Raw genomic sequence first — 17,484 nt, 5'->3', positions numbered from 1 at the left:
GGCCAAGTGTGGTCGGTCACTCCCACCGGAACCAACGCGCGGCCCCCGCCGAAAGGAGCACGGCCCACAGGGCGAGGACGCCCAGGTGGGTCCAGCCGGGCCAGTCGCCCGCCGCGGCCTCGCCGAGGGCCTGGGCGGCGGCGCCGAGCGGGGCGATCTCCACGATGTGGGCGAGCGTGTCGGGCATCGCCTGGACCGGCAGCCACACGCCCGCGCTGAACATCATCGGGAAGAAGACGGCGGAGCCGATCGCGGACGCGGCCTTCGTGGTGCGGGCGAGCGCGGAGATCAGGGCGCCCAGGGCGAGCCCGCACAGGATGGCGAGGACCAGCGCGAGGACGTAACCAAAGATCTGGCTCGGCAGTGTCACGTCGAAGACGAGACGGCCGACGGTCAGGGAGAGCAGCGCGGAGACGAGGGCGGACGTGCCGTAGATGCTCATCTGCGCACCGAGGACGGCGGAGGGCCGCACCGGGGTCGCGGACATCCGGCGCAGGATGCCGCGCTCGCGGTAGCCGGTGATGAGCGGCGGCATCGCCTGCAGCCCCGCCATGATCAGGCCGAGCAGCACCGTGACGGGTACGTACGCGTCGACCATCCGGTTGCCGCCGAGCGAGTCGGTGGGTTCGCGGAAGGAGGGGATGGAGCCGAGGATCACGAGGAGGATCGTGGGGAACACCATGATCCAGAACACGGCGCCGGGTTCGCGTCGGAAGAGCCGGAACTCCGCCTTGAGGACGGCGGATCCACCGCTGCTGCCGGTGGTGTGCGGTGCGGCGGCGGTCATGCCGGTACTCCCGTCAGATCGAGGAACGCGTCGTCCAGCGTGGCGTCGGCGACCCGGAGCTGGTGCGCGGTGATGTGGTGCCGGGCGAGCAGGGTGATGGCGGCGTCGACGGTCTCGTCGGTGCCGTTCAGGGTGTAGCGGCCGTCGTGCTGCTCGACCGAGGTGACGGCGGGCAGCGCCGCGAGGGCGCGCTCGTCGAGCGGCGCGGACGGCGTGAACGACATGACGGTGGAGCTCGCGGACCGGCTGATCAGCCCGGCCGGGGAGTCGAGGGCGGCGACCCGGCCCTTGTCGATGACCGCGATGCGGTCGCAGAGGCGCTGCGCCTCCTCCATGAAGTGGGTGACGAGCAGGACCGTGACTCCCCTGTCGCGCACGTCCTCGATGAGCTCCCAGGTGTCGCGGCGGGCGCGCGGGTCGAGGCCGGTGGTCAGCTCGTCCAGGACGACGACCTTCGGGTTGCCGATGAGGGCGAGTGCGATGAACAGGCGCTGCTTCTGGCCGCCCGAGAGCTTGCCGAAGCGGCTGTCGAGCTTGTCGGTCAGGCGCAGGCGTTCGGCGAGCGGCCGCCAGTCGGCGGGGTTGGGATAGAACGCGGCGTACAGCTCAAGGGCCTCGCGGACGGTGATCTTCGGCTGGAGTTCGCTCTGCTGGAGCTGCGCGCCGAGGATGCGGGTGAGGCGCTCGTGGTCGGCGACGGGGTCGAGCCCCGCGACGCGGACGACCCCGGAGTCGGGGGCGCGCAGGCCCTCGACGCACTCGACGGTGGTGGTCTTGCCCGCGCCGTTCGGGCCGAGTATCCCGAAGATCTCGCCCTCCTCGACGGCGAAGGAGACACCGTCGACGACGGTGCGGCCGCCGTAGGCCTTCTTGAGTCCGTGCACTTCGATGAGGGGCATGCGTCGAGAATCGCCGGTGGGCGGGGGTGCGGGCATCGCCCATCGCGCTCGAAGAGGCATCAACCGATCGGTTGATGGGGGGCTACGACCCCGTGGGTCCCGCGGAGCAGCCGCGGCCGCGCTCGTAGGCCTGGACGCGGCGGCCGCGCACCTCCGTGTCGGCACAGCGGGTGAAGTGGTCGACGAGGACCCTGCGCTTCACGGTGTCCCGCGCGCCGCCGGAGTCGCCGTGTCCCTCGGTGTCCGTGACGACCAGGATGCGGTGCTTGCCGAGCATCGCCCTGCGGATGTGCGCGGGCGCGGTCTCCCTGCCCTGGAGCGTGCCGGAGGCGGTGGGGCTCTGGGCGAGCGCCAAGTCGTCGAGGCCGATGAAGGAGCCGGGCGACACCACGGCGGTGTCGCGGCGCAGGGAGGGGATGAAGAGCACGCCGTCGCCGGGCCGGGTCGTGCCGGCCACCGTCTCGGCGGGCGCCAGGACGTCGTCGACGCGGCTCTGCGGGGAGCGCAGGTCGAGCTGGAGCGGCAGCAGCGCGGCGAAGACGGCGAGGACGAGTGCGGTGAGGGGGCGCCAGGAGCGTACGAGCGCGCCGGTCGCGGCGCCGACGAGCAGGCCGAGCCCGAGGTTGGCGAAGAGGACGTACCGGTCGAGGTAGAGCGGCTTGGCCAGTGAGACGAGCAGCAGGGCGAGGACGGGGAACGCGAGGAGGGGCAGGCCGACGGAGGCGACGGAGACCGCGGGGACGGCCGACGCGGTACGGGGCGTCGCCGCGGCCCCCGCACACCGTCGCGACAGGTGCGCGCACAGCAGCCCCAGGGCAAGCACGAGCAGCGGCGCCAGTGCGGTCGACCAGGTGAGCGGGCGTATCCAGGCGATCTGTTCGGACTGGGAGCGGCTGATCAGGACGATCGGCAGCGCCCCGGTGACGACCGCCGCGGCCGCCGTCAGCCAGCGGGTCAGGAGCGGGGCCGTGCCGCGCCGGTGCGCCATGAGGACGGTCGCCGCGTGCGCCGGAAGGGCCAGCAGCGAGAACCAGTTGAGCAGCGCGGCGACGAGCATGGCCGCCGCGTACCCGACCCAGCGGCGGGCGGCCGTGCCCGGTTCCCCGCGGTCGTTCACCAGGGTCACGAGGAGCAGCGTGGCCACCGCCACCGCGGCCACCACCAGGGCGTACGAACGTCCGTCCTGCGCATAGTGCTGGGTGCTCGGCACGAGGGCGAAGGCGATACCGGCCGCGACACCCGCACGGGGCCCGGCCAGCCTGCGGCCGATCTCGGCGACCGCGGCGGCGGCACCGGCCATGGCGAGGACGGAGGGCAGCCGCAGGGCGACGAGGCTGTCCCCGAAGACGGTGAAGACGCCGTGCATGAACAGGTAGTAGACGCCGTGGACGACATCGATCCGGTCCAGCATGTGCGCGAGGTCGGGCAGCGACCTGTGGGCGGCCTCCCACGTCGCGGCCTCGTCGCGCCACATGCTGTTCTCGCGGGTGATGCCCCAGAGGCCGAGGAGGAGGGCGAGGACGGCCGGGCCGATCGTGCCGAGCGCTGTGCTGACCGCGGGCGTCGGCACGGGCGCGGGCACAGGCGCAGGCGCAGGCGCAGGCCGGGCCATGGGGGCGGGTGCGGACCTGAGCAGGGTTCTGGGTGCGGGCATGGCGGAGCTCCGGGCGGCGTGGAGGGGTGCGGGCGACCGGGACACCGGGCTGCCGCCGGACGGTCGCGATCACGTCTCACACGCTAGGCAGCGGCCGGATCAAGGGCGTCACCAGCGGTGACGATGTGTCAGGTCCGTCGTGGGAGTGACCGCGGGCGGGCATCGGCCTCAGGGCGTAGCACTTCAGTACCTGGGGGGGGACCTAGGGCCAGCGCAGTACCCCGTACGGTCCGAAACTCGGTGGGCTCTGTCAGTGGCGATCCGTAGGCTCGCTCCTGATGTCGAAATCAGATGCCCCTGCCAAGGATCGGTCCACCGTACGGACGCTGCTGCGGCTCTGGCCGTATGTGCGGCCGGTGCGAACTCGCTTGATCATCGCGGCACTTGTCGCGATCGTCGCCTCCTGCACGGGGCTCGTCTTCCCCCTCGTGCTGAAGTGGATGGTGGACGGCCCGGTGGCCGACCGGGATCCGACGGGGGTGTGGCTGGGAGCCCTGCTGCTGCTCCTGCTCGGCGTCACGGAGGCGCTGCTGTTCGGGCTGCGGCGGTGGCTGGTCGCCCGGCCGCTCGCGAGCGTGGAGGCGTCGATGCGGGCGGACCTCTTCCGCCATCTGCAGCGGCTCCCGATGGCCTTCCACGACCGGTGGGCGTCCGGTCAGCTGCTCTCACGCGGCACGACTGACCTGATGCTGATCCGCCTGTTCCTCGCCTTCCCGATGATGTTCCTGCTGGTCAACGGCGCGACGATCGCGGTCGGCGTGATCATCCTGCTCGCGCAGGACTTCACGCTCGGCCTGGTGCTGCTCGCTCCTGTGGTGCCGATGGTCATCGCGACGGCGTACTTCGAGGGGCGGTACGCCGCCGTGGCGCGGCGGGCGCAGGACCAGGTCGGCGATCTGACGACGGTCGTCGAGGAGAGCGTGCTCGGCATCCGCATCATCAAGGGCTTCGGCCGCCACCGCACGCAGGCGCGGGCGTTCCGCGAGCTGTCGCGCACGCTGCGCGGCACCGAGATGGTCAAGGCGCGGCTGCTCGCCGCGATCTGGGGCGTGATCGTGACGCTGCCCGAGATCGCCATCGGGGCGGCGCTGGTGCTCGGCACGGTGCGGGTCGCGGACGACGGGCTCTCGGCGGGCACGTTGGTCGCCTTCTTGTCGACGGCGCTCGCGCTGCGCTGGCCGGTGGAGTCGATCGGCTTCCTGCTCGCGATGAGCCAGGAGTCGGCGACGGCCACGGAACGGTACTTCGAGGTGATGGACGCGAAGCCGGAGAGCGACGCGGTGGCCGAGTCGCGGGAGGGGGATGCGGGGGATGGCGGCGGGCTGCGGTTCGACGGCGTGGAGTTCCGGTACCCCGACGCGGCAGCGGACGCCCCTGCCGTCCTCTCCCGCATCGATCTGCACGTGCGCCGCGGCGAGACCATGGCGCTCGTCGGCGCGACCGGCAGCGGCAAGACGACGCTCACCGCGCTGGTGCCCCGGCTGCACGAGGTGACCGGAGGCCGCATCACGCTGGACGGCGAGGACATCACCGCGATGGACCGCGCGCACCTGCGCACCCTCGTGGCCGTCGCCTTCGAGGAACCCACCCTGTTCTCCGCGACGGTCGGCGAGAACGTGCTGATGGGTGCCGAGGAGAGCGCGGGCGACGTCGAGTTGGACCGCGCCCTGGACGTGGCGCAGGCCGGGTTCGCGCACGCCCTGCCGCAGGGCACCGGCACCCAGGTCGGCGAGCAGGGCCTGAGCCTCTCCGGTGGCCAGCGCCAGCGTCTCGCCCTGGCCCGCGCGGTCGTGGGGCGCCCCCGCTTCCTGGTCCTCGACGACCCGTTGTCCGCGCTCGACGTCCACACGGAGGCGCTGGTGGAGGCGGCGCTGCGGCGGGTCCTCGTGGAGACGACCGCACTGATCGTCGCCCACCGCCCCTCCACGGTGCTGCTCGCCGACCGCGTCGCCCTGCTGTCGGGCGGCCGCGTCGTCGCCGTCGGCACCCACCAGGAACTGCTGCGGGAGAACGCGGAGTACGCCTGGCTGATGTCAGGAGCCGAGGCAGGAGCAGAGACAGGAGCAGAGGCAGAGGGACGGGCAGATACCGAGACCGAACCCGGGGCCCCGTCCGCCCCCACCACCGGCCACCCCACCGGCCGTCCCACCGAGGAGGCCACCCGATGACCATGTCCGCGTCCGGATCCGTCCAGGAGAAGCCCCTCGGCCCAGAGGGAGACGACGAACCCGACCTCCCCGACCCATCCGCCGGGGCGGACGACCCCTTCGACAAGGACGAGCTGCCCGCACCCGTGGGCGCCACCCGCGCCCTGCTGTTCTCGCTGCTCTCGCCGCTGCGCCGCCGCGTCGCGCTCGCCGCCGTGCTGCTGCTCCTGCAGCAGGCCGTCGTGCAGGCGGGGCCGCTGCTCGTCGCGTACGCCATCGACCGCGGCGTGCCCGCCGTGCGCGCCGACGACTACGGCCCGCTGACAGCCATCGGCGTCGGCTTCCTGTGCTGCGCGGCCGCGTCCGGCGCGCTCCAGTACGCGTTCATCATCGCCTCCGCGCGCGTCAACCAGGACGTGCTGCTCGATCTGCGCGGCCGCATCTTCCGGCACGCGCAGGCGCTCAGCGTCGACTTCCACGAGCGGTACACCTCGGGGCGGCTCATCTCCCGCTCCACCACCGACGTCGAGTCGCTGCGCGAGCTGCTCAGCGAAGGACTGCAGGAACTCCTCACGGTCATCCTGTCCTTCGTCTACATCTCGGCGATGCTGCTCTGGCTCGACCTGGGGCTCGGCGCGGTGGCGGTCGCCTCCTTCGTCCCGCTGTACCTCCTCATCCGCCTCTACCAGCGGCGCGCGGGAGTGATGTTCCGCAACCGGTCGACCGCCATCGCCGCCGTCATCGTGAAGTTCGCGGAGACCATGAACGGCATCCGGCCGGTGCGGGCCTTCCGCAGGGAGCGGGCCAACGACGCGGACTTCGGTGTGCTCAACCACCGGCACGAGCGGACCAATGGCGACGCGATGCTGGAGATGGCCCGCTATGTCGTCGGCTCGCGGCTGGTCGCCAACACCGCGGTGGCCGCCATCGTGCTGTGGGGCGCCCAGCGGGTCGCGGACGGCGGGCTCGCGCTCGGCGTGCTGGCCGCCGCCGTGCTGTACCTGCGGCGCCTGTACGACCCGATCGACCGGCTCGGCATGTTCCTCAACTCCTACCAGTCGGCGGCCGCGTCCCTGGAGAAGGTCGCGGGGCTGCTCGCCCAGACCCCGACCGTGCCCGAGCCCGACGCCTCCGTCGCGCGCCCGCTGCCCGCCCTGGAGACCGACCACCCGGGCCGCGAGGTGCGCTTCGAAGGGGTGCGGTTCGCCTACCGCACGGGCGGCGAGATCCTGCCCCGCTTCGACCTGACGCTGCCCGCCGGGCAGACCGTCGCCGTGGTCGGCTCCACGGGGGCGGGCAAGTCGACGCTGGCGAAGCTGCTCGCCCGCTTCTACGACCCGTCGGAGGGCGGTGTGCTCCTGGACGGCGTCGATCTGCGGGACCTCGCCCATGCCGAACTGCGGCGCGGGGTCGTCATGGTGACGCAGGAGGCGTTCCTGTTCTCCGGCACCGTCGCGGAGAACATCGCGATCGGCCGCCCGGACGCCACCCGCGAGGAGATCGAGCGCGCCGCCGAGGCCATCGGCGCCCACGACTTCATCATGCAGCTCCCGGACGGGTACGACACGGACGTACGCAAGCGGGGCGGCCGGATCTCCGCGGGCCAGCGCCAGTTGGTGGCCTTCGCGCGGGCGCTGCTCGCCGACCCCGCGGTGCTGATACTCGACGAGGCGACCAGCTCGCTGGACATCCCGGGCGAGCGGGCGGTGCAGCGCGCGATGCACACGGTGCTGCGCGGCCGCACGGCCGTGGTGATCGCCCACCGCCTCTCCACCGTGGAGATCGCCGACCGGGTCCTGGTCATGGAGCACGGCCGGATCGTGGAGGACGGCAGCCCCGACGAACTCATCGCGGGCACGGGGGCGTTCGCCGACCTCCACCGGGCCTGGCGGGACAGTGTGGTGAGCTGACGGCATGAGCGACGACGCGAGCACGGACGTGAAGCCGGACGGACAAGCGGGCGGACAGGCGGAGGGGCAGGCGGGCGGACAGGCGGAGGCGCAGGCGGGCGTACGGGCGGCCCCGGAAGGAGTGCTCGACGTGCTCACCGTGCCCACGAGCCATCAGGGATACCCGGGCGTCGCCTTCGGCGGGTACGTCGCCGGGGTGCTCGCAGGGCGCGCGGCGGCCCGCACGGTCCGGGTGGACTTCCGGGCCGCGACCCCGGTGGACGCTCCCCTCCTGCTCGGGGGCCTCGCGGGCGGCGGGGCCAGGCTGACCGACGAGAAGGGCGCCGTGCTCGCGACGGCGACGCCCGCGCCCGACCTGCCCCTGTCCGGCGCGCCGGACGCGCCGTCCTGGGAGCAGGCAGCGGCGGCCACCGAGGCGTTCCGCACCACCGGTCTCACGGGGCTCGCCGAGGACGGGACCGTGGTCGACTGCTTCGGCTGCGGGCCGCGTCCACCGGGCCGGGGCCTGCGCCAGCACTGCATGCCGGTGCCCGGCCGCGACGTGGTGGCGACGGCGTGGACCGCGCATCCCGCGTTCGCCGACGCGCGCGGGCTGCTGCGGGAAGAGCTGCTCTGGGCCGTCCTCGACTGCCCGACGGCCTGGGCGGGCGTGCACGCGGGGAGCCTTCGGCCGGGCGCGGTCACGGCCTCGCTCACGGCGACGCTGCTGCGCCCCGTGGCCGCGGGCGAGGAGCACATCACGCACGCCTGGCCGATCTCCACGGCGGGCCGCAAACACACGATGGGCGTGGCGGTGTCGACCGCGGGAGGGCAATTGTGCGCCCTGGGTGAGGCGTTGTGGATCGAGCCGCGGGAGGAGCGCGGGCGCCGCGGGTGAACTCGGCGCGAACACCTCCTACTTCGGCCCCCATGGGCATCAATCGCCACTATTCCTCCCATCCGCCACAGAACTGAGCCACCGGCGAAATACGGCCACACATCACCGATCACGGCGTCGCGCACCACTTTCGAACAGGACTCCGCAAGACGCCCGTGTGAGAGCGTGACCCACACACGTCCAGGCCCCGCACGGCCCTCGGGCACGCCACCCCAGGCCCCCCGCCGCGACTCCGGATACCGAACGCGCGCCACCGGCCAACGGACTGAATCCGGCCAACTACTGATGCGCACCTGACAACAGGTGCTCTCCGGTGCCACTCTTCCCCTCGACCGCCGCACGGCTTTCAACAAGGCGACGGTTTCTCTTCACGCAATACCCGTTGTGCACCGCCCAGTTCTGCGTTCCGCCTTGCTCTGCCCGGACGGCGATCCAGCCGCCCGGTAGCTCTGGCCGCGCACCCCCGCGGCCGCGCAGAAGGAGTCCGTGTTGAGAAACACCTCCCACAGACACACCCCCCGCACTCGTTCGGTCCGCACTCGTGCGACCGCCGCCGGGGCCCTCTCCGCCGTCGCCGCCCTCCTGGCGGTCGCCGTTCAGGCAGGCCCCGCCTCGGCCGATGACCCGGCCGTCAAGGCGAGCCCCGCGGCGGCCCAGAAGCTCGGCAAGGTCGACCCCGGCGCACTGGCCGCCAAGCTCTCCCCCGCCCAGCGCGCGGAGCTCATCCGCGACGCCAACGCCACCAAGGCGGACACCGCCGACGACCTGGGCCTGGGCGCCAAGGAGAAGCTGGTCGTCCGCGACGTCACGAAGGACCGTGACGGCACGGTCCACACCCGCTACGAGCGCACCTACGACGGCCTGCCCGTCCTCGGCGGCGACCTGGTCATCGACACCGCGAAGTCCGGGAAGACCGAGAGCGTCACCAAGGCCGCCAAGGCGCAGCTCAAGGGCGTCGACACGAGCGCGGACATCAAGGCGTCGGCCGCCGAGAAGCAGGCGCTCGGCGCGGCGAAGGCCGAGGGTTCGAAGAAGACCGACGCGGACCGGGCGCCGCGCAAGGTCGTGTGGCTGGCCAAGGGCAAGCCGACCCTCGCGTACGAGACCGTGGTCGGCGGGCTGCAGCACGACGGCACCCCGAACGAGCTGCACGTCATCACGGACGCGGCCACCGGCAAGAAGCTCTTCCAGTGGCAGGGCGTCGAGAACGGCACGGGCAACACGCAGTACAGCGGCCAGGTGACGGTCGGCTCCGTCCAGTCGGGCTCCACGTACAACCTGACCGACTCGGGCCGCGGCAACCACAAGACGTACAACCTGAACCACGGCTCATCGGGCACCGGCACGCTCTTCTCCGGTCCCGACGACGTCTGGGGCAACGGGCAGGCCTCCAACGTGGAGACCGCGGGCGCGGACGCCGCCTACGGCGCGCAGCTCACCTGGGACTACTACAAGAACGTGCACGGCCGCAGCGGCATCCGCGGCGACGGTGTCGGCGCGTACTCGCGGGTCCACTACGGCAACAACTACGTCAACGCCTTCTGGCAGGACTCCTGCTTCTGCATGACGTACGGCGACGGCTCGGGCAACGCCGCGCCGCTGACGTCCATCGACGTGGCGGCCCACGAGATGACGCACGGCGTGACGGCGGCGACCGGCAACATGACGTACAGCGGCGAGTCCGGCGGCCTGAACGAGGCCACCTCCGACATCTTCGCGGCGGCCGTGGAGTTCAACGCCAACAACGCGCAGGACAAGGGCGACTACCTCGTCGGCGAGAAGATCGACATCAACGGCGACGGCACCCCGCTGCGCTACATGGACAAGCCCTCCAAGGACGGCGGGTCCAAGGACTCCTGGTACTCGGGCATCGGCAACATCGACGTGCACTACTCGTCGGGTGTCGCCAACCACTTCTACTACCTGCTGAGCGAGGGCAGCGGCAAGAAGGAGATCAACGGCGTCCAGTACGACTCGCCGACCTCCGACGGGCTGCCCGTGACCGGCATCGGCCGGGACAAGGCCTCGCTGATCTGGTTCAAGGCGCTCACCACGAAGTTCACCACGACCACCAACTACGCGGCGGCCCGCACCGGGACGCTCGCGGCGGCCGGTGAGCTGTACGGCACCACGAGCAACGAGTACAAGGCCGTCGCCCACGCCTGGGCGGCCGTGAACGTCGGCAGCCGCCCCGGCGGCGAGGAGCCCCCCGGCACGTCCTTCGAGAACACCACGGACGTGAACATTCCGGACGCGGGGGCCGCGGTGACCTCGTCGGTCAACGTCACCGGACGCACCGGAAACGCGCCGAGCGCGCTGAAGGTCGGCGTGGACATCGTGCACACCTGGCGCGGTGACCTGAAGGTCGACCTGCTCGCCCCCGACGGGTCGGTCTACCCGCTGAAGGCGGCCTCGTCCTCCGACTCGGCGGACAACGTCAAGGAGACCTACACGGTCAACGCCTCGTCCGAGGTGGCCAACGGCACCTGGAAGCTGCGCGTTCAGGACGTGGCCAGGCAGGACACGGGTTACATCAACAGCTGGAAGGTCACCTTCCCGTAAACCCGCACGTCCCTTTCGGACACCGAGCACGGACCGCCCTCACGGCTGAGGGCGGTGACAGACGGCGCCGCCCCGGGTGGATCAACTCCCCGGGGCGGCGCGCTTGTTCATACCCGTACGAATTCACGATCTGTTCGCATTGCGTACTTCGACCCTCGCTCAACGAACGATTTCCGGCCAACATGCGATCAAGTGATGACATGTACCTGGCTCGAATGACACTCTTCCCTCGCACCACACACGAGTCACACCCGCACCGCATCTTTCATGCCCGGGCAGTCACCCACGCCGCCCGGGCCCCCCACAGAAGGAGCCTGCGTGACCCCCCACATATCCCGTAAGCGTTCGATGCTGGCGATCTCCACCGCGGTTGCCGCCGGAGCGCTGCTGGCCGCCGGCCTGACCACCGGCGCCTCCGCCCAGCCCGCCGGGCCCTCCGGCGCGCCGGTCGCCCTCTCGTCGACGGCTCGCGCCGGGCTCCTCCAGGACGCCAACGCGGACAAGGCCGCCACCGCCGGGAAGATCGGCCTGGGCGCCAAGGAGAAGCTGGTCGTCCGCGACGTCGTCAAGGACGCCAACGGCACCACCCACACCCGCTACGAGCGCACCTACGAGGGCCTGCCCGTCCTCGGCGGCGACCTCGTCGTGCACACCGCCAAGAGCGGCAAGGTGAAGAGCGTCACGAAGGCCACCAAGGCCACGGTGAAGGTCGCCTCCACCGACGCGAAGCTCGGCAAGTCCTCGGTCGTCAAGTCCGCCGAGTCGACCGCCGCGAAGGCCAAGACCACCAAGGCCGACGCGCAGTCGCCGCGCAAGGTGATCTGGGCCGCCGAGGGCAAGCCCGTCCTCGCGTTCGAGACCGTCGTGACCGGCATGCAGAAGGACGGCACGCCGAGCCGCCTGCGCGTCGTCACGGACGCCGCCACCGGCAAGAAGCTCTTCGAGAAGCAGGAGATCGAGAACGCCACCGGCAACAGCCAGTACAGCGGCAAGGTCGAGATCGGCTCGAAGAAGGGCTCCAACGGCTTCGACCTGACCGACGACTCGCGCGGCGGCCACTCCACGTTCAACCTGGAGAACGGCGAGGGCGAAGGCAAGATCTTCACGGACGACGACGACACGTGGGGCAACGGCAAGCCGGACGACGCCCAGACCGCCGGTGTCGACGCCGCCTACGGCGCCCAGGTCACCTGGGACTACTACAAGAACGTCCACGGCCGTGAGGGCATCAAGGGCGACGGCAAGGGCGCGACCTCGCGCGTCCACTACGGCGACTCGTACGTCAACGCCTTCTGGGACGACAGCTGCTTCTGCATGACGTACGGCGACGGCGAGGGCAACAAGAAGCCCCTCACCTCGATCGACGTCGCGGCCCACGAGATGTCGCACGGCGTCACCTCGGCCACCGGCAACATGGAGTACAGCGGTGAGTCCGGCGGCCTGAACGAGGCCACCTCCGACATCTTCGGCTCCTCCGTCGAGTTCAACGCCAAGAGCCCCGAGGACATCGGCGACTACCTCATCGGCGAAGAGATCGACATCAACGGCGACGGCTCGCCGCTGCGCTACATGGACAAGCCCTCCAAGGACGGCCAGTCCCTGGACAACTGGAGCGCCGACGCGGGCAACGTCGACGTCCACTACTCCTCGGGCATCGCCAACCACTTCTTCTACCTGCTGTCCGAGGGCAGCGGCGCGAAGGAGATCAACGGCGTCAAGTACGACTCGCCGACCGCCGACGGCTCCAAGGTCGAGGGCATCGGCCGTGACAAGGCCGAGAAGATCTGGTTCAAGGCCCTGACGTCGTACTTCACGACGACCACGGACTACAAGGCGGCCCGTGAGGGCACCCTGAAGGCTGCGACGGACCTCTACGGCGCGGACTCGGCCGAGGCCAAGGCCGTGGGCGCGGCCTGGACCGGCGTCGCGGTCAAGTAACACCCCGCAACCAGCAGCTTTGACTGCCTGGTTGCACCCGCTCCACCCCAATGGGCGGCACCCGGAGGCACCTTCCTCCCTCCGGGTGCCGCCTCATTGCGTTCTCGGCCTGCGGCTTCCGGCCCGGTTCGCCGCGATGTTCCGCGTCTTCCTGGTCCGGGCCGCCCCGGCGACCACGGCGAGCACCTCCGGCGACTGCGACCGTTCGGCGAGATGGCGCTGCATCCAGTCCGTGACCGCCGCCAACTCGGCCGGTTCCGGCACATGACCGTCCTCGACGGACAGGTACAACAGCCAGTCGTGGACGCGGCGGCGGATGAACTCGCGGAAGGACTCCACCGTGAGCCGCCCGGTCTCCGGCAGCACTCCGGCCGACCACTGCCGGAACTCGGCAGGTCCGGTCGCCCCCATCGCGATCTCGTCCACGAGGGCGACCACCGCCGTCTTGGCCGCGCTCTCGTCGGGGTCGCGCAGGATCGTGGCCACGAGGGCGCGGTCCCGGTCGCGGCTCGGCGAAGCAGCGGTCACCGAGACGACACGGAGGTACGCGGCCAATCGGACGTGATCGTCCGCCATGGCATCGTCCATGTCCACGTCGACGATGCCTGCCTCCGCAAGCAACCCGGCCACATCGGAACGCAAGGTCATCGCATCATCCTGCCGCAACAGGGTGCGCGTGCCTCACCGCATCAGAACCCCTGCCTCCTCCCCCGTCGCCTCGGAAGGAACCGCCACGAGCCCCAGCTCCGCGGCCCGGCCGCCCAGCAGGCGGTGCGCCGGAAGAATCCGGACCGTGTAGCCGAACGGTCCCGTACGGTCCAGCGCGAGCGGTCCCTCGTACACCCGCCGCCCCTCCCCGTCGGGCCCGCTGACCGGCTTCAGCGGCATCGGAGAGGGGTCGGTGAGATGGTCCTCCGGGTCGACGCGGCCCGCGACGGCCTGCACTTCCACGTCGTCCGGGGTCAGCTCGCCGAGGTGCACCCGCACCCGCAGGGAGAGCGTGGCGCCCAGTTCGGCGGTGGTGCCGCTCGCCGATGCCTCGACGTGGTCGACGGCGACCCGCGGCCAGGCCGCCCGGACCCTGGCCTTCCAGGAGGCGAGCTCGGCGGCGGCCGTGAGGTCCAGGGTGCGGTGGGCCCGCGCGGCGGGCGCGTACAGCTGCTCGACGTACTCGCGCACCATGCGGCCCGCGAGGACCTTCGGGCCGAGCCGGGTCAGGGTCCTGCGGACCATCTCGATCCAGCGGTCGGGCAGGCCGCCGGGCCCCTGTTCGTAGAAGCGGGGTGCGATGCGGCGCTCCAGGAGGTCGTAGAGGGCGGCGGCCTCCAGGTCGTCGCGGCGGTCGTCGTCGGTGGCGGAGCCGTCCGCCGTGGGGATGGCCCAGCCGAAGTCCGGCTCGAACCATTCGTCCCACCAGCCGTCGAGGACCGAAAGGTTGAGGCAGCCGTTCAGAGCCGCCTTCATCCCGGAGGTCCCGCACGCCTCCAGGGGCCTGAGCGGATTGTTCAGCCACACGTCGCAGCCGGGGTAGAGCTTCTGCGCCATCGCCATGCCGTAGTCCGGCAGGAACACGATGTGCCTGCGCACCCGCGGGTCGTCGGTGAACCTGACCAGCTCCTGGATGAGCCGCTTGCCGCCGTCGTCCGCCGGGTGCGCCTTGCCCGCGACGACGATCTGCACGGGCCGCTCGGGGTGGCGAAGCAGCTCCATCAGCCGGTCGCGGTCGCGCAGCATCAGCGTGAGGCGTTTGTACGAGGGGACGCGGCGGGCGAAGCCGATGGTGAGGACGTCCGGGTCGAACACGCCGTCGATCCAGCCCAGCTCCGCCGTCGCGGCGCCGCGCTGGCGCCACGAGTCGTGCAGGCGCCGCCTGACCTCGTGGACCAGCTGCTCGCGCAGGGTGCGGCGGAGCTCCCAGATGTCGGCGTCCTGGATGTCGGCCACCGCGTCCCACCGGTCGGAGCCGCCGACGGAGAGCGCGTCCTCGGTGCGCCGCTCGCCGATCTGCCGGGCGCCGAGCCGGAAGACCTCGGGGGCCACCCAGGTCGGGGCGTGCACGCCGTTGGTGACGGAGGCGATCGGGACCTCCTGGGCGTCGAAGCCCGGCCACAGGCCCGCGAACATCTCACGGCTCACCGTGCCGTGCAGGGTGCTGACGCCGTTGGCGCGGCTGCCGAGCCGTAAGCCCATCACCGCCATGTTGAAGAGGTTGGGCTCGCCTCCCGGATACGTCTCCATGCCGAGCCGCAGGACGTCCCCCACGTCGATGCGGGGCAGTTCGGCGCCGGGGCCGAAGTGGTGGGCGACCAGCTCGCGGTCGAAGCGGTCGATGCCCGCGGGCACGGGCGTGTGGGTGGTGAAGACGGTCCCGGCGCGCACGGCTTCGAGCGCGGCATCGAAGTCGACGCCCTGGTGGGCGAGTTCGTGGATGCGTTCCAGGCCGAGGAACCCCGCGTGGCCCTCGTTCGTGTGGAAGACCTCGGGTTCGGGGTGGCCGGTCAGTCGGCAGTACGCCCGGACGGCGCGCACGCCGCCGATGCCGAGCAGCATCTCCTGGAGCAGCCGGTGCTCGCTGCCGCCGCCGTAGAGCCGGTCGGTGACGTCGCGCTCGCCCGGGTCGTTCTCCTCGACGTCGGAGTCGAGCAGCAGCAGCGGGACGCGGCCGACCTGCGCCTGCCAGACGTGGGCGCGCAGCCACCGCCCGCCGGGCAGCGCGAGCGCCACGATGGCGGGGGCACCGTCGGCCTCGCGCAGCAGCGCGAGTGGCAGCTCGTTGGGGTCGAGGACCGGGTAGTGCTCCTGCTGCCAGGCGTCGTGGGAGAGCGACTGGCGGAAGTAGCCGTGCCGGTAGAGCAGTCCGACGCCGATGAGCGGGACGCCGAGGTCGCTCGCGGCCTTCAGATGGTCCCCGGCGAGGATGCCGAGGCCGCCGGAGTACTGCGGCAGGGCGGCCGTGATGCCGAACTCGGGCGAGAAGTAGGCGACGGAGCCCGGCAGGTGGCCGTCGCCGCGGGATTGCTCCTGGTACCAGCGCTCCCCCTCGACGTAGTCGCGCAGGTCGTCGGCGGCCGCGCCGAGCCGCTGCAGGAAGTCGGCGTCGCCCGCGAGCTCGTCGAGCCGGGCGGGCGGCACCTCGCCGAGGAGCCGCACGGGGTCGCGCCCCGACGCCTCCCAGAGCCGTGGGTCGACGGACTCGAACAGGTCACGGGTGCGCGGATGCCAGGACCAGCGCAGATTGCGGGCCAACTCGGAGAGCCGGCCGAGGGGTTCGGGCAGGACGGGACGTACGGTGAATCGACGGATGGCCTTCACAGCGACTCCACCTCTACGGGGAATACGTTACGAATCGACCTACGCGTCGACGGTAGCGGTGACCGCCCCCCGCCAACTACGGCGCGTGGGCGGGCGCGAAGGTCGCGGGCTCGGCAGGGGCGTGGCGCGGCCAGGTGTCGCCCGGGTCGAGATCGCGGACGAAGGCGGCCCAGGCGGCGTGCATCGCGTCGGCCAGGGACTGGGGCGGGGCGTCTCCCGCGGCGGCGGTGACGCCTTCCGCGTCGAGCAGGTCGAAGACGAAGGGCAGGTCGAGGCAGTGGAAGGCCAGCCCTTGGCGGCTCCCCGGCACGGGTGAGGGCCAGGCGAACTCGTAGAGCCATGTGGGGTGTTCGCGTGCGGCGCGCGCCCGTGCCACCGCGAGGGCGGGGCCCCGGAAGACGAGGTCGGTCAGCTCCTGGCCGCCGAACTCGTGGAACTCGTGCCGGGTGTACCCGAGGAGCAGCGGCACCCCGGCCGCCAGGTCGCCCTCGGTGAGCTCCGTGAGCACGGGGCGCGGGACCAGCTCCCCGTCGGCGACCGGTCCGAGCAGCGGGCCGGGCAGCCGCTCGCGGCCTGGTCCCGGCGCGCTCAGTGCGTCCTGGAGCTCCAGCAGGCGCTCGTCCGGCAGGTCGCGGAGCGCCGCTGCCGTGGCGGGCAGCCCCGTGCGCCGTGTGAACAGCTCGGCCACGGCCGGGCCGACCCAGTGCTCCTGCGGCTCGATCAGCGAGCCGGACATGGATATCGCCGCCCGGAAGAGACCGCGGGCGGCCGGTGTCGCGAGCAGCGCCTGGACGGCGCCGCCGCCCGCCGACTGCCCGGCGACCGTGACCTTGGCCGGGTCGCCGCCGAACGCCGCGATGTTGTCCCGCACCCACTCCAGGGCGGCGATCCAGTCGCGTACGCCGCGGTTGTCCAGGGCGTCGGCCAGGTGCAGGAAGCCCTCGATGCCGAGCCGGTAGCCCACCGACACGAGGACGACGCCGTCCCGGTTGAACGCGGCCCCGTCGTACCAGGGGCTCGCCGCCGACCCTCCGACGTAGCCGCCGCCGTGGATCCAGAACAGGACGGGGAGCGCCGCGTCCTGGTCCGGGGCGGGCGTGAAGACGTTCAGGTTGAGGATGCCGTCGCCGGGGACCGAGTGCTCCGGAATCGTGGCTCCGTCGCCCAGGCCGCGGCGCTGCGCGGTCGGCCCGTACGCGGTGGCGTCCAGCGGCGCGGTCCACGGCTCGGGCGGGACGGGCGGCGCGAACCGGAGCGGGCCGACGGGCGGCGCGGCATAGGGGATGCCGAGGAACCGGGTCCCGGTGGCGCGGTGTTCGCCGCGGACGGGGCCATGGGCGGTGGTGACGGTCGGGTGCGGACGGTCTGCGTCGGCCATGACACCACTCGACACCACAT

Annotated in this window: 11 protein-coding genes; 5 read left to right on the top strand and 6 right to left on the bottom strand. The window is 71.9% G+C overall.

What is annotated here, in order from left to right:
• Positions 1-16: 16 nt before the first annotated feature.
• The 3 genes from ABZV77_RS17020 to ABZV77_RS17010 all read right to left on the bottom strand — a co-directional run bounded on the left by ABZV77_RS17020 (position 17) and on the right by ABZV77_RS17010 (position 3,340).
• A complete protein-coding gene (locus ABZV77_RS17020) occupies positions 17-787 on the bottom strand; it encodes an ABC transporter permease (RefSeq protein WP_356256779.1) in 771 nt (256 codons plus the stop codon).
• Positions 784-1,686, bottom strand: a complete 903-nt coding sequence (locus tag ABZV77_RS17015) for an ABC transporter ATP-binding protein (RefSeq protein ID WP_356256776.1) — start codon at positions 1,684-1,686, stop codon at positions 784-786. Before ABZV77_RS17015 ends, ABZV77_RS17020 begins: the two co-directional genes overlap by 4 nt.
• A gap of 82 nt (positions 1,687-1,768) precedes the next feature.
• The gene (locus ABZV77_RS17010) at positions 1,769-3,340 is read right to left on the bottom strand and encodes a glycosyltransferase family 39 protein (RefSeq protein WP_356256773.1); all 1,572 of its coding nucleotides are present in this window, start codon (positions 3,338-3,340) and stop codon (positions 1,769-1,771) included.
• A 278-nt stretch (positions 3,341-3,618) separates the two neighbouring features.
• On the opposite strand from ABZV77_RS17010, the gene ABZV77_RS17005 reads away from it, so the two are divergent.
• From ABZV77_RS17005 to ABZV77_RS16985, 5 genes are all read left to right on the top strand, one after another.
• Positions 3,619-5,508 (top strand): ABC transporter ATP-binding protein, encoded by a 1,890-nt coding sequence (locus tag ABZV77_RS17005; RefSeq protein WP_356256771.1) that lies wholly within the window; start codon positions 3,619-3,621, stop codon positions 5,506-5,508.
• Complete coding sequence (locus tag ABZV77_RS17000) at positions 5,505-7,397, top strand: ABC transporter ATP-binding protein (protein ID WP_356256768.1); 1,893 nt, start codon at positions 5,505-5,507, stop codon at positions 7,395-7,397. Before ABZV77_RS17005 ends, ABZV77_RS17000 begins: the two co-directional genes overlap by 4 nt.
• A gap of 4 nt (positions 7,398-7,401) precedes the next feature.
• The gene (locus ABZV77_RS16995; RefSeq protein WP_356256766.1) at positions 7,402-8,274 is read left to right on the top strand and encodes a hypothetical protein; all 873 of its coding nucleotides are present in this window, start codon (positions 7,402-7,404) and stop codon (positions 8,272-8,274) included.
• A 489-nt stretch (positions 8,275-8,763) separates the two neighbouring features.
• Positions 8,764-10,836: a M4 family metallopeptidase gene (locus ABZV77_RS16990; RefSeq protein ID WP_356256763.1), complete on the top strand. Its 2,073-nt coding sequence runs from the start codon at positions 8,764-8,766 to the stop codon at positions 10,834-10,836.
• A 318-nt stretch (positions 10,837-11,154) separates the two neighbouring features.
• On the top strand, positions 11,155-12,774 hold the full coding sequence (locus ABZV77_RS16985) for a M4 family metallopeptidase (protein WP_356256760.1): 1,620 nt from the start codon (positions 11,155-11,157) through the stop codon (positions 12,772-12,774).
• A gap of 93 nt (positions 12,775-12,867) precedes the next feature.
• Here the strand turns inward: ABZV77_RS16985 and ABZV77_RS16980 are convergent, their stop codons facing one another.
• The 3 genes from ABZV77_RS16980 to ABZV77_RS16970 form a co-directional block, all read right to left on the bottom strand.
• Positions 12,868-13,422 (bottom strand): hypothetical protein, encoded by a 555-nt coding sequence (locus ABZV77_RS16980; protein WP_356256757.1) that lies wholly within the window; start codon positions 13,420-13,422, stop codon positions 12,868-12,870.
• 33 nt (positions 13,423-13,455) lie between these two features.
• On the bottom strand, positions 13,456-16,086 hold the full coding sequence (gene glgP / locus ABZV77_RS16975; protein WP_356256754.1) for an alpha-glucan family phosphorylase: 2,631 nt from the start codon (positions 16,084-16,086) through the stop codon (positions 13,456-13,458).
• Between the two features lie 76 nt (positions 16,087-16,162).
• Positions 16,163-17,464: a carboxylesterase family protein gene (locus ABZV77_RS16970; RefSeq protein WP_356256752.1), complete on the bottom strand. Its 1,302-nt coding sequence runs from the start codon at positions 17,462-17,464 to the stop codon at positions 16,163-16,165.
• Positions 17,465-17,484: the final 20 nt, after the last annotated feature.

It is taken from the genome of Streptomyces sp. NPDC004732 (assembly GCF_040609235.1).
In the GTDB taxonomy this organism is placed as follows: Bacteria; Actinomycetota; Actinomycetes; order Streptomycetales; family Streptomycetaceae; genus Streptomyces.
The sequence above is the reverse complement of the archived record's forward strand: the minus strand, read 5'-3'. Positions and strand labels throughout refer to the sequence as shown.